Annotated in this window: 13 protein-coding genes; 6 read left to right on the top strand and 7 right to left on the bottom strand. The window is 63.6% G+C overall.

The window, feature by feature from the left end; genetic code table 11:
* Positions 1-9 precede the first annotated feature (9 nt).
* Both OJ996_RS09570 and OJ996_RS09565 read right to left on the bottom strand, forming a co-directional pair.
* Entirely contained in the window at positions 10-1,209 is a 1,200-nt protein-coding gene (locus tag OJ996_RS09570; RefSeq protein WP_264513330.1) for a Tm-1-like ATP-binding domain-containing protein, read from the bottom strand.
* Between the two features lie 63 nt (positions 1,210-1,272).
* Entirely contained in the window at positions 1,273-2,142 is an 870-nt protein-coding gene (locus tag OJ996_RS09565) for a phosphoenolpyruvate hydrolase family protein (protein ID WP_264513329.1), read from the bottom strand.
* A gap of 172 nt (positions 2,143-2,314) precedes the next feature.
* Between OJ996_RS09565 and OJ996_RS09560 the strand changes: the two genes are divergently transcribed.
* The gene (locus tag OJ996_RS09560) at positions 2,315-2,782 is read left to right on the top strand and encodes a hypothetical protein (protein WP_264513328.1); all 468 of its coding nucleotides are present in this window, start codon (positions 2,315-2,317) and stop codon (positions 2,780-2,782) included.
* Positions 2,783-2,825: 43 nt separating this feature from the next.
* Positions 2,826-3,752, top strand: coding sequence for a glycoside hydrolase N-terminal domain-containing protein (locus OJ996_RS09555; RefSeq protein WP_264513327.1), 927 nt, complete (start codon positions 2,826-2,828; stop codon positions 3,750-3,752).
* Here OJ996_RS09555 and OJ996_RS09550 read toward each other — a convergent pair.
* Genes OJ996_RS09550 through tsaA form a run of 3 tightly spaced genes read right to left on the bottom strand, consistent with a single transcriptional unit; the run spans position 3,749 to position 6,385 of the window.
* The gene (locus OJ996_RS09550; protein WP_264513326.1) at positions 3,749-4,204 is read right to left on the bottom strand and encodes an ACT domain-containing protein; all 456 of its coding nucleotides are present in this window, start codon (positions 4,202-4,204) and stop codon (positions 3,749-3,751) included. The genes OJ996_RS09555 and OJ996_RS09550 overlap by 4 nt on opposite strands.
* 15 nt (positions 4,205-4,219) lie before the next feature.
* Positions 4,220-5,665 carry an ankyrin repeat domain-containing protein gene (locus OJ996_RS09545; RefSeq protein WP_264513325.1) on the bottom strand — a complete coding sequence of 482 codons (1,446 nt, stop codon included), beginning with the start codon at positions 5,663-5,665 and terminating at the stop codon, positions 4,220-4,222.
* Positions 5,666-5,689: 24 nt separating this feature from the next.
* Positions 5,690-6,385 (bottom strand): tRNA (N6-threonylcarbamoyladenosine(37)-N6)-methyltransferase TrmO, encoded by a 696-nt coding sequence (gene tsaA / locus OJ996_RS09540; protein ID WP_345783780.1) that lies wholly within the window; start codon positions 6,383-6,385, stop codon positions 5,690-5,692.
* 94 nt (positions 6,386-6,479) lie between these two features.
* Here tsaA and OJ996_RS09535 point away from each other — a divergent pair, with 94 nt between their 5' ends.
* Complete coding sequence (locus OJ996_RS09535) at positions 6,480-7,220, top strand: hypothetical protein (RefSeq protein ID WP_264513323.1); 741 nt, start codon at positions 6,480-6,482, stop codon at positions 7,218-7,220.
* A 78-nt stretch (positions 7,221-7,298) separates the two neighbouring features.
* Here OJ996_RS09535 and lexA read toward each other — a convergent pair whose 3' ends face one another.
* Positions 7,299-7,913, bottom strand: a complete 615-nt coding sequence (gene lexA, locus OJ996_RS09530) for a transcriptional repressor LexA (protein ID WP_264513322.1) — start codon at positions 7,911-7,913, stop codon at positions 7,299-7,301.
* A gap of 114 nt (positions 7,914-8,027) precedes the next feature.
* Between lexA and OJ996_RS09525 the strand changes: the two genes are divergently transcribed.
* On the top strand, positions 8,028-8,921 hold the full coding sequence (locus tag OJ996_RS09525; protein WP_264513320.1) for a D-alanyl-D-alanine carboxypeptidase family protein: 894 nt from the start codon (positions 8,028-8,030) through the stop codon (positions 8,919-8,921).
* Positions 8,918-10,060 carry an aminotransferase class I/II-fold pyridoxal phosphate-dependent enzyme gene (locus tag OJ996_RS09520; protein ID WP_264513319.1) on the top strand — a complete coding sequence of 381 codons (1,143 nt, stop codon included), beginning with the start codon at positions 8,918-8,920 and terminating at the stop codon, positions 10,058-10,060. The genes OJ996_RS09525 and OJ996_RS09520 overlap by 4 nt, the downstream gene beginning before the upstream one ends.
* A gap of 220 nt (positions 10,061-10,280) precedes the next feature.
* Here OJ996_RS09520 and OJ996_RS09515 read toward each other — a convergent pair whose 3' ends face one another.
* Positions 10,281-11,039, bottom strand: coding sequence for an endonuclease/exonuclease/phosphatase family protein (locus tag OJ996_RS09515; protein WP_264513318.1), 759 nt, complete (start codon positions 11,037-11,039; stop codon positions 10,281-10,283).
* A 105-nt stretch (positions 11,040-11,144) separates the two neighbouring features.
* On the opposite strand from OJ996_RS09515, the gene OJ996_RS09510 reads away from it, so the two are divergent.
* Positions 11,145-11,732, top strand: a complete 588-nt coding sequence (locus OJ996_RS09510; protein ID WP_264513317.1) for a CDP-alcohol phosphatidyltransferase family protein — start codon at positions 11,145-11,147, stop codon at positions 11,730-11,732.
* Positions 11,733-11,766: the final 34 nt, after the last annotated feature.

Genomic DNA, 11,766 nt, shown 5'->3' with positions numbered 1-11,766 from the left:
AAAACGCGCTCAGCGCCCCATCATGCTCAGCAAACGCTCCGCACAGGCGCGGGCAAAAGCCGGATCGTTGATCTCGAGCTCGAACTCTTCTACCGGCTGGCGGGAGTTCTCCACGATCGCATTCCGCAATGCTTCATCGGCGGCGGCATCATGGAAGGGCTGGCCCTCCGCACTGATCACGCTGATCGCTTTGCGCGGGATCAGGATCGCCGCCGGAGCCGTGTAGGCATTGGCCTTCTCCGCTAGGATCCGGCCCAGCTCCGCGCATTCCGCAGGAGTTGTGCGCATCAGGGTCACCTGCGGATTGTGAATGTAAAAGGTCCTCCCGGCGAACTTCTCGGGAACCGCGGCACGCTCGCCGAAGTTCACCATGTCCAGGCAGCCCGGGGCGACCACCACCGGCACCTTTGCCTTGGCGGCGGCGTCCATGCGCTCGGGCCCTGCGGTCAGCGATCCGCCCACCAGTTCGTCCGCCCATTCCGTGGTGGTGATGTCCAGGATACCCGCGACCATGCCGCTCTCGATCAGTGACTCCATGGCCCGCCCACCGGCTCCGGTCGCGGCGAAGACGAGCACCTCGTAGCCCGCCTCCTCGATGATCCGTTTCGCTTCCGTCACGCACGCGGTGGTGTTGCCGAACATGCTGGCCACCACCAGCGGCTTGCCGGAACTCTCGTCGACACGGGTTTCCACCATCCCGCAGATCGCTCCCGCCGCTCTCGCGAAGATCAAGCGCGAGAGCCGGTTCAAGCCGGCCACATCGACGATGCTCGGCATCATGACGATGTCCTTCGTGCCGAGGTAGTGACCCGTGTTGCCGCTCGCGAGCGTGGAAACCATCAGCTTCGGGAAGCCGATCGGCAGCGCGCGCATCGCCGCCGTGGCGATCGCGGTACCACCGCCGCCACCGAGCGAGATCACACCCTCGATCCGGCCTTCGGCGGCCAGCTTCGCCAGCATCACCGGGGCCGCTTGCGACATCGCCACCACGCACTCGCCGCGGTCGTGCTTCGCGATCAGCGGCGCGAGGTCCAGCCCCGCCGCCGCAGCCACTTCCTCCCGCGTGATGTCCGGCTTCACCAGCGGTTCGTCGCCGCTACCCACATCGATCAGCAGAGGCTCATGCCCGCGCTCCCGGATGATCCGGGCCACGTAAGCATGCTCCTCCCCTTTCGAATCCAGCGTGCCGAGAACCGCGATGGTAGCCATAAGAGAAAGCCTCCCGAATCACACTTCATTCGTCATTCGGGAATTCTTCATTCGTCATTCTCCTCAATGCTTCCGCTTCACCGGGATCGACTTGAACTCCCGCGTCAGTTCGGTGAGCGAAACCTCCACCGCCATGCGCTCCAGCGAGGATGCACCCACGAAGCCCACCGCATCGGTGCGCTCGTTGATATAGGCCGCATCTTCCGGCGTGTTGATCGGGCCGCCGTGGCTCAGGTAGAGCACGTCGTCGCGCACGCTGCGTCCGGCATCGATGATGATCTGGGTGCGCTTCGCCGCTTCTTCCAGCGACATCGTCGCTTCCACCACGCCCACGGAGCCACCCACGGTGGTTCCCACGTGCGCGATGATCACGTCGGCACCCGCTTCGGCCATCGCCTTCGCTTCTTCCGGTGCGTCCACATACACGATGCTGAACATGTCCATCTTCCGCGCCAGCGCGACCATCTCGAACTCCTTCTTCACGCTCATCCCGGTCTCTTCCAGGATGTGGCGGAACTTGCCGTCGATGATGCAGTGGGTCGGGAAATTGTTCACGCCGCTGAAGCCCATGTCCTTCACCTTGCCCAGCCAGTGCCACATGCGGCGGCGCGGGTCGGTGGCATGCACGCCGCAGATCACCGGCGTTTCTTCCACGATCGGGAGTACTTCATACTCGCCGATCTCCATCGCCACGGCATTCGCGTCGCCGTAGGCCATCAGGCCCGCGGTCGAGCCGTGACCGGCCATGCGGAAGCGGCCGGAATTGTAGATGATGATGAGATCCGCTCCACCCTTCTCGATGAACTTCGCGCTGATCCCGGTGCCCGCACCGGCGGCGATGATCGGCTGACCTTTCGAGAGCGTGTCGTGGAGACGCTCCAAAACTTCCGTACGGGTGTAGGGATTTCCTTTTCCTGTCCAAGGGTTCGGCATGGCTCAGTCTATGACGAAGCGCGCCGCGTGCGTCTAGCGCCGGGCGCGACTGCACCCTCCACTTCCAGCTATCCGCAGCGCACATGCCCCCGCACGCACGTTCACCGGAAGTCCCGCCGGATTTCACATCCGGTTCCTAAAAGTCTCACACAGCCGCGGCTTGATCCGCGGCATGACCTCACCGGTTCCCGACCCCGATCTGGCCCGTAGAACGAAGATCGGTCATTTCACGATGTTCATCATCGCCACCCTTTTCGCCCTGCCCGCTGGCTTCGTTTTCGTGGTAGTGGCCGAGTTGGCCGGCAGGGCGTCCTTCCTCGAATCCACCATGCTGATCGCCGCCGGTGTCCCGAGCGCGACCGGCGTGGCCGCATGGATCGCCCTCGGGCTTTTGCTCATGCGTCCCGCCTACCCGTCCTGGCATCTGGTGACCTGGCGGCTGGTCTTGCTCTTCGGCGTGACCGCCATCCCCGGCTGCCTCTACTGGCTTTCGGAGGAAAGCGATCCGGCCTTCCTCATCACATGGATCGTGATCTTGGCCTTTGCGACCGCGATCGCCTCGATTGCCCTCTCCGTTCGCAACCTCCGCTTGGCCCGCCGCGCGCTCCACCGCCAATACGCAATCGCGGCGCTGTCCTGAGCCCGCGCTTGAATTTCCCGGCTTTCGTGAGTTCATGGAGGCCATGAAATGGCTTCCGCTTCTCCTGCTTTCCCTCGCGCTCGCGCGGGGAGAGGAGATCGTCTTCGAGCAGCCCGCCAAGAAGGCGGAGCTCGCCTTCCCGATCGGCAATGGCGAGTTGCGTGCCAAGGTCAAGGGTCGCACCGGCATCGAGCCGATGGCGATCTACCCGCCCGGCGGCAAGCACCCCGCGACCACCGCGGTTCCCGGCAATGCCTTCTGCGGTCCCGCCTGGTTCCACTTCTCGCTCGAATGGCTCGGCGACAAGGACAAGCCGGTGACCAACTACAAGCGGGTGCTGAATCTCACCGACGGCACCGTGGTCACCACCTTCAACCGCGGCGGCGCGGGCTTCACCTGGACCACCTTCGCCTCCCGTGAGGACAAGGTGATCGTGAACCATCTGCGCACCGACAAACCCGGCGCATTGAGCTTCCGCGTCACGCTTCCCACCGAGCACGACTCCAGGCTCCGCGTGGAAGACCGGCGGATCCTGATCCTGACCGGCAAGTCCGCGGGCAAGCCCTTCGAGGCCCGTGCTTGGGTCTACCCGATGGAGTCCGAGGTCACTCCCGGCACCGATGAGATCACCGTGCGCGGCGAGGGCGAGGCCATCATCTTGCTCGCGGCCAGCCGTGATACCGAGGAGATCAAGACCCTCCCCGAGCGGCTGAAACCCCTCGGCTTCGGTGGCGACGAACACCCCGACGTCTTCCAAGTCTGGCACGGTCTGTTGGAGCGCCAGAAGGCGGCCCATGCCAAGGCAATGGAAGGCGTCGAAAGCAAATCCGCCGCCTTCTCCCGCTACCTCAAGCTGGCCGTGGCGAAGACCGCCGACCTCGCACCCCTGCCCGAAGGCGAGATCGAACTGCCCCCGGAGAATCCCGAGGACCAGCCGCCGGCCGACGAGATCCTGCCCAACAAGCGTTAGCGGCTCAGCTCCTCCTGATACAGGAGCTTGAAGCCCGCGCTGTTCAGCACGCCGACCGCGAAATCGTAGTCCTCCACATGCAGCGCCAGCAAGGTGTGCCCCTGCGGCGACGGCATCAGCGCATACGCGAAATCGATGTTCGTCTCCGCCACCATCAGCGTATCCAATACCGGCAGCAGCTCGGGCCCCGACTCCCGCAACGAAATCACCACCAGGTCGCAAGTTGTGTGCGGAATCCCTTTTTCGAGGAAAATGTGCTCTGCGGTGTCAGGATCCGTCACCACCAACCGCGCGATCGTCGCATCCCGCGAATCCTGAACGCTAATTCCCACCACCTCGATCGCCGCAGCTCGCAAGAGTTTGACCAGCGACGCGAGGGCTCCGGCACGGTTCGGAAGCAGCACGGAGAATTGCTTCACCGGATTCCCCGGTGCGATCGTCTTGGCGGGCATGTCAGGAGATGGATCTCAGCCCCGCGGACCGCGGAGCGGGACCGTTATTACCTCAGCTTTGCTACGATTCTCAATCACCATTTGATTGGGTCGGACGTCGATGACGGTGAATTCTTCTCCCTCCGCGGAAGTGAACTTCTGGCCTGCCCGCGCCACAAAGCGATTACCGGAGCCGTCCTCGACCAAAGCCACCGGATCCTGCGCGGTGGGAGCGAGTCCTGAAACCAGCTCCCGGCGGCGACCCGATGCCGTGTCTTCCACCTCGATCACCGCCACCTCCACCGGACCGGCCGGGCTATCCTTCAACTGCTGCATGCGCCGCTGCACCCGCACCACCGAAAGCTTCGATCCCGGAATCCGTGCTCCCTCGCCAAGTTCCGCCACACCTCCGCCCGCAACACGGACCTTGGCCGAGCCGCCGGAGACGGATTCCACCCGCAGCGGCAGTTCCTTCTGCCGATAGGCACGCATCACCAAGGGAACGGTCGCAGCTCCTGCGGAAACCGGCGTCGCAGTGTGCTTCACAGGTTGCAGCACACTGCCCTCCAAAGGCTGGGCTCCGCGCGAGCCACCGGTGTCTGTGGAGGCTGGCTCCCCACTCCCGGTTAACCCGGCTTTCTCATCGGCAGCTGCCAAGAGCGCCATCATCTCGGTACCCAGATCTGCTGGCTCTTCCAGGCCGAATTCCTCTTCGGCAGGAGCCTCGGCCAATCGCAGCGCCAGCTCCTCATGGCCGGCCTCGCGCGCCAGATCCGCTGCGATCCTACCTTGGTCATCCATCGAGAAACGATTGGCCCCGATTTCCAATAGAAGTTCCACCGCCTCCACATTGCCATTCTCCGCAGCCATCATCAGTGGCGTGCGACCATCACCCATCCGGGCATAAATCGAGGCCCCATACTTGGTAAGTTCGTCGATCGCCGCGGACCGGCCTTCCAGAGCTGCAATCAACAAGGCTGAGTCGAGATTCTCGCGATCATAGGGGGCCAGCTCCGCCACCATCCCCGGCTTGCCCTCGGTAACGGCCAGCATGAGCGGGGTGAACCCCTTGGCGTCCTTCTTCCGGTGATCAGCCCTGCGGGTGAGAAGGTAACGGGCCATCTCGGGATTACCGTTCAGAATCGTCGCCATCAGGGGAGTCCGCTCTTCCGCCCCGATGACATCGACCGGCAGTCCTTTCTCAAGGAGATAGACCACCGACTTCTTCATTCCGGCCACGGCGGCAGCGTGGAGGGCGGTATCGCCCTTGGCATTCCGAGTATCCAGCGCCATGCCCGCTTTCACCAGTTCGCCCAGCATCGCGGTGTCATCACTTTCCGCGGCACGGAAGAAAGCTTCCGGGGTCAGATCATAGCCCTTTTCCTTCAGCTCCTCCTTCGCCGACTCCTTGCGATCCTTGCAGCTCGTAAGACAAACCAGCGAAGCGCCGGCGAAGAGGATCAGGATGGGTTTCCCGCACATGGGCGGGAGAATAGTTTGGTTTGCTTAACCTTTCAATCCCGAACCGTCGGCGGGCTCGACTGAAACCAAGCGGCAGATCCCCTCCTCCACGGTAAATTTCACTTCGAGTCCGCAGAGCGGCGCTCCGTAGATCCTTCCCGGCTCATCCCGGCCTGCAGGAGGACGGGCATCGAGTGACAAGGCCTCCACGATCAGGCGGCGGGATCGCTCCGGAAGGGCTTCGAAGCTCTTTGCCGGAGTGGTATCGACTTCCAAGCGCTGCGGTGGATCGGGCGCGAAGCCGGCGCGGGCGTCCGGCATCGACTCGGCATAGGGCAGGTAGGGCTTGATATCGAAGACAGGGGTTCCGTCCGCCAGATCGATTCCGCCGAGCAGCAGGACATTGCCGGAGCCTGAACGGGTCTCGATGCCATCCAAGCGGACCAAGGAGAGGCCGAGTCCATTCGGGCGGAAGGTGGAACGCGAGGCGAAGACACCGACCCGCTCGTTCCCGCCAAGACGTGGCGGGCGGACGGTAGGACTCCAGCCTGCGTCCGCAGTGAGGTGGAAGCCGAAGATGAGCCAGAGATGGGAGAAGCCCTCGATCCCGCGCAGGGCTTCCGCCTGACGGAACTCCGGCTCAAAGATGAGTTCGCCCCAAGCACTGGGGCAGAGCCCGGGCTGGCGCGGCACGGCGAATTTCCCGCCGAAGCAGGAACGCACGATGCCGATGGGTCGAATCTCCACGCGCGGAGCTTGGGAGAGGATTGCGGGCCTTGCCAAGTGCGGGACGAGGTCAGGAAATGTCTGTCGTTTTCAAAACTAGCAGAAGGAAGTGATCCAGCTCCATGCTGGCGGGGTGCTTCAGCGACTGATCCTCTTGTCATCCGGTCTCCTTCTCTGCCACTGCGCGCCCCAAGCGCCTGCGGACCTGTCCATCCGAGGACCGGCGAAGACGGTGCGGCGGATGGATGCGATCGCCACGGCCTACACCTATAGTCAGGTGAGCTGGATGCCCGAGCAGCGGCATGTGCTGCATGGCAAGGATAGGAACGGGATCACGGTGCATACGCCGGATGCGACGCTCTCGAGCCATGGATTCGCAAACGGCTGGTGGCAGACGGGACGACAGGCGAAGGGTGTGGCCTATCAATGGGGTGGCTTCGATACTCCGAAGGAGTTCCTCGCCTCCTTGGCGAAGGGCGAGGTGGCGGGCGATATCTCGACGGCGGAGAAGCGGCGACTGGGAGATGCGGGGACGAGCAAGCAGGCCTGCGGGATCGATTGCTCCGGCTTCGTCTCGCGCTGCTGGCGGCTGGCGAAGCCCTACTCGACCAAGGAGCTGCCGGGGATTTGTGACCGGTTGGGCTCTTGGGATGAGCTGAAGGCAGGCGACATCTTGCTCAATCACCAACATGTGGTGCTATTCGCCAAATGGTCGAAACCGGGCAAGTCGGTCTATGTCTACGAGGCCGGGCCCTATCCGGTCTGGCGGGTGAATGCCGCGGAGATCCCGGTGGCGTATTTGTTAGAGCGCGGCTACGTGCCTTGGCGCTATCGGGGGATCCGGGATTAAAGGATCCCTGCGGCGACTGGATCCGGCGAGGGGGAGGCGCTCGCCGGTCCAGCACGCTGAGTCCGGGGGGAAATCTGGTCAGGCCGCTTTCCTGAGCAAGGCGACCATAACGCCTTGGATGATCAGTTCGCGGGCAGGGATAAGGTCGGGAAATTGTTCGTTCTCGGCGTGGAGGAAGGGCTTGCCCTTGTTCACCACGAAACGCTTGAGAGTGGTATCACCGTCGATGAGCGCGGCCACCACGTCGCCGTCACGCGGCTCGCGGAACTCGAGGATCACGGTATCGCCATGACAGATGTGGGCATCGATCATGGAATCACCGCGGACTTTCAAGGCGAAGGTGCGGGCGCTGCGGGGGATGCCGATCGAAGCAATGTCGATCGAGACACAGCCTTGGCGTTCCTGCTCCACCTCGCCCGCCATACCGGCGGCGATCTGACCGTAGACCGGGATGTCCACGATCTCCTCGCGGTCCAGCTCTTCCGGGAAAACCACAGCGCGGGCCTTGCCCGGCAAACGCTGGATCACGCCCTTGCGCTCCAGAGCACGCAGATGGCTCATCGCGGCGGTCTGGCTGGCGAAGCCGAAATAGTGCTGAAGTTCACGGGTAGAGGGCATCACTCCCGTCTTCCGCTGGGCGGACTTCAGGTATTCCACGATCTCCCTCTGGCGCTGGGTCAACCCTTCCTGCATGGCTTATGTGAACAGTGTTCTTAGGAACAAACCACGTCCGCGAAACCACGGCAAGCGGAAATTCCGGATTTCCCGCCTTGAGGGAGGGGCCTTTAGCCCGGATGATCCGCCGCAATGTTTCGCCGAGCCAGTTTGCGCGCGATCGCGCTCCTCGCCCTATTCTCCCTGCTTCCCGCCTGCGGCGTCGATACCCCGCCGCCCCGCCGGGCCACTCCTGCGGTTCCTTACGATGAACCGGTCCGCACCGCGACGATTCCCCTGACCGCGCCGCCGCCGGTGGCCGCCGAGAGCGCGATCGTCATCGAGCCGATCAGCGGCAAAGTCCTGTTCGCGAAGAACGCGGACGCGCATCGCCCGATCGCCTCCACCCAGAAGCTGCTGACCGCGCTGGTCGTGATGGATTCCGGCAATATCGACAAGCCGGTGACGATCACGCAGGACGACGCCAACTGCGAGCCGACCAAGCTTTACCTGAAGCCGGGCGAAGTTCACAGCCGCCGCGACCTGCTGCGCGTGCTGATGGTGAAGAGCGCGAACGACGTGGGCCGCGCGCTCGCCCGCGACGTGGGCGGTAGCCAAGAAGGCTTCGCCGACATGATGAACCGCAAGGCAGCCTCGCTGGGCATGCGGAACTCGCACTTCTGCAATCCGCACGGCCTGCCCGACCCGAACCAGTTCTCCACCGCGCGCGACATCGCGATCGCTTCCCGCGCGGCATGGCGCAGCCAGACGATCCGCTCCTTCACCGCCACCAAGGCGATGACCTTCCGCCACAACGACGGCCGGGTGAAGACGCTGGAGAACACCAACAAGCTGCTGAAGCGCGTGCCCTACTGCGACGGACTGAAGACCGGCACCACCAATCTGGCCGGTCGCTGCCTGGTCTCCTCCGGCACGCTCAACGGCCGTTCCGCCATCGTGGTGGTGCTGAAGAGCAACTCGGCCAACGTGTGGAACGACTCGGAGAAACTCCTGCGCTGGGCGCTGGAGCGTCCGGCAGCCCAGTGAAAGGGCCGGCACGCGAACTGGAGGAACTGACCGAAGCCGGTCTCCTCCGAAGCCTGCGTCCGCTTGAATCCGGTGCAGGGCCGAAGGTGATCCGCGAGGGCCGCGAGCTCTGGAACTTCGCTTCGAACGATTACCTCGGGCTGGCCGCGCATCCGGCCTTGGGCGAGGCCTTCATCGAAGGCGTGCGGCGTTACGGTGCGGGAGCTGCGGCTTCGCGTTTGGTTTGCGGCACGCTGCCTCCGCATCGCGAGTTGGAAGAAGCCTTGGCCGCGGCCAAAGGGAGCGAAGCCGCGCTGAGCTTTCCCTCTGGATTCGCGACTGCGGCGGGAAGCTTGCCTGCCTTGGCGGGCAAGGACGATTTCCTGATCCTCGACAAGCTCTGCCATGCCTCGCTGATCGACGGTGCGAGATTGTCCGGGGCGACGATCCGGGTGTTTCCGCACAACGATTTGGCGAAGCTGGAGAAGCTGTTAGAGAGCATCCGGAACAAGGATGCGAAGGCGCGGGTGATCGTGGTGACCGAGTCCGTGTTCTCAATGGACGGCGATCTTTGTCCGCTGCGTGAGATCGTGGAAGCGAAGGATCGTCACGGCGCGCTGTTGTTTCTGGATGAGGCGCACGCCTTCGGGGTGCTGGGTCCGTATGGGATGGGCTTGGCGGAGGCGTTGGGCTTGCAGGATCTGGTGGACTTCCAGATGGGCACGCTCAGCAAGGCGGCAGGACTTTCCGGTGGTTATCTCGCGACCACGAATGCTTGGCGGGACCTGCTGGTGAACCGGGCGCGGTCGTTCATCTATACAACGGCTCCCCCACCCGCTTTGGCGCACGCGGCCTTGGCTTCCCTGAGGATCATCCGTTCGGAGGAGGGTGCGGAGTTGAGGCTGAAACTGCGGGAGAATATCGAGGTGATTTCGCCCGGCCATCCATCGGCGATCGTGCCGGTGATCTGCGGGAGTAGTGAGGCTGCGATGGGTGCAGCCAGAGAACTGGAGGAGGCCGGGTTCATGGTGCCAGCTATCCGGTATCCGACGGTGCCGCGAGGGAGAGCGAGGTTGAGAGTCTCGCTATCGGCAGCGCATCAGGGGGATGTGGTCAGGGACCTTGCCGGACTTTTAGAAGAGGGAGTGAACCACGGATGAACACCGATGGACACGGATGGGCTGGTGAAAAAGGTGACCGCGGATATCGCGGATGACGCGGATGAAAATGCAGGGATGTTAGGAGGGGCGGGAAGGCAATTTAAGGCCGTGGGGTGGAGATAGATCTGAGGGTGGCTTCTGCGGGCCGGATGTTGTCCGAGATAGAGATGGGATTCTTGTCGGACCACTCCGCAAAGCCGGAGTTCCGCGCTCCCAGGCCCTACTCGGGTAGCTTGATAACGGCGAAGACGGGGCGGTGGTCGGAGGCGATGGCTTCGGGGAGGACTGTTGCGGGCTCTTTGGGATCGAGGCCGCGAAGGAGGATGTGATCGATCTCGACCTTGGGGGCGGGGGCGGGACAGGTGAAGGCGGGCTCCTTCTTGGGGACTGCGGTCCACGGGGCGGCGAAGGCTTTGAGGGGGGCGGAGCCGGGGATGTCGTTGAAGTCGCCGGCGAGGATCATAGGTTCGTGATGATTCTCGAGGGCCTTGGCCAAGGCCTCGGCCTGCTTGAGGCGGCGGGGGTCCTGCTGATGATCGAGATGGACGGTGATCATGCGAAGGGCCTTGCCTTCGATCTTCACTTCCGCCTCGAAGGCGATGCGGGGTTCGCCATCGCCGGGAAGGCGATGGACTTGGGTGTCGCCAATTGGAAACTTCGAGAGGATGGCCTGACCGTATTCGCCGCCGTCGTGGTCCATCGCCTTGCCGAAGGCACCGTGAAGACCGGTGAGGCGGGCGAGCTCGGCAGCTTGGTCCACGCTCTGGCTGCGGCGGCATCTATTATCGATCTCCTGCAGGGCGACGAGATCCGGCTTCTGCTCGCGGATCAGCGCGGCGATGCGTTCGAGGTCGAGCTTGTTATCCTCCCCCACCCCGTGATGGAGGTTCCAGCACAGAACCCGCAGCTCGCGGGCATGCGCGGGCGCGGCAAAGGAGAGGAGGCTAACAGCCAGGACGAGGCAGCGCGGGAAAGACATCACGCATCGATACGCAAATCGTCCGCATCTCTCTCGAATGGATTGCATTCGTGACAATAAAATCCGAAGTCGCGCGGGATCGCAACTCGTGCTTTAATCCAGCGGATGACCCTCGCCAGCAAGATCACGCTCGGACGCATCTTTCTGGTGCCGGTCTTCGCCGTGTATGTGGCGCGTTACGGGATGAGCGTATCTGCCGGCAGCCCGGATGAAGCGCTGCGCTGGACGGCGCTGGGGCTCTTCGTCTTCGCCGCGGCGACGGACGGGGTGGACGGCTACATCGCCCGGCACTTCAACCAGAAGTCGAAGTTCGGGGCCTTCATCGATCCGCTGGCAGACAAGTTCCTGCTGATCACGGCGATCGTTTTCCTGAGTGCCTTTCCGTGGGGAGCGGATGACTGGCGGATCCCGCCGTGGTTCGCTTGGCTGGTGATCCTGCGCGATACCCTGATCGTGATCGGGATCATCCTGGTGAAGCGCTCGGCGCGGGAAGTCCACTACTCGCCGCACTGGACCGGCAAGGTGTGCACGGTCACGCAGATGTTCGCGATCGGCTGGGTGATGCTGAAGGTGGGGCACCTGCCGCCGGTCTATCCCTGCCTGGTGGCGGCGGTTTTCACGCTGTGGTCGGCGGTGAATTACTACTTGGAGGCCTCCCGCCAGCTCCGACGGGCTCCGCTGGCCCCATCCTAAAGCCCTTGCCGCGGGCGCTCTGCTGGCCTAAGCC

The sequence above is a fragment of the Luteolibacter rhizosphaerae genome (assembly GCF_025950095.1).
In the GTDB taxonomy this organism is placed as follows: Bacteria; Verrucomicrobiota; Verrucomicrobiia; order Verrucomicrobiales; family Akkermansiaceae; genus Haloferula; species Haloferula rhizosphaerae.
This window is presented reverse-complemented; position numbering and strand designations above follow the sequence as displayed.

Coding starts and splice junctions, on each gene's coding strand:
- OJ996_RS09570 (WP_264513330.1), bottom strand. CDS start 1,209: ATGGCTACCATCGCGGTTCTCGGCACGCTGGATTCGAAAGGGGAGGAG.
- OJ996_RS09565 (WP_264513329.1), bottom strand. CDS start 2,142: ATGCCGAACCCTTGGACAGGAAAAGGAAATCCCTACACCCGTACGGAA.
- OJ996_RS09560 (WP_264513328.1), top strand. CDS start 2,315: ATGACCTCACCGGTTCCCGACCCCGATCTGGCCCGTAGAACGAAGATC.
- OJ996_RS09555 (WP_264513327.1), top strand. CDS start 2,826: ATGAAATGGCTTCCGCTTCTCCTGCTTTCCCTCGCGCTCGCGCGGGGA.
- OJ996_RS09550 (WP_264513326.1), bottom strand. CDS start 4,204: ATGCCCGCCAAGACGATCGCACCGGGGAATCCGGTGAAGCAATTCTCC.
- OJ996_RS09545 (WP_264513325.1), bottom strand. CDS start 5,665: ATGTGCGGGAAACCCATCCTGATCCTCTTCGCCGGCGCTTCGCTGGTT.
- lexA (WP_264513322.1), bottom strand. CDS start 7,913: ATGCAGGAAGGGTTGACCCAGCGCCAGAGGGAGATCGTGGAATACCTG.
- OJ996_RS09525 (WP_264513320.1), top strand. CDS start 8,028: ATGTTTCGCCGAGCCAGTTTGCGCGCGATCGCGCTCCTCGCCCTATTC.
- OJ996_RS09515 (WP_264513318.1), bottom strand. CDS start 11,039: ATGTCTTTCCCGCGCTGCCTCGTCCTGGCTGTTAGCCTCCTCTCCTTT.
- OJ996_RS09510 (WP_264513317.1), top strand. CDS start 11,145: ATGACCCTCGCCAGCAAGATCACGCTCGGACGCATCTTTCTGGTGCCG.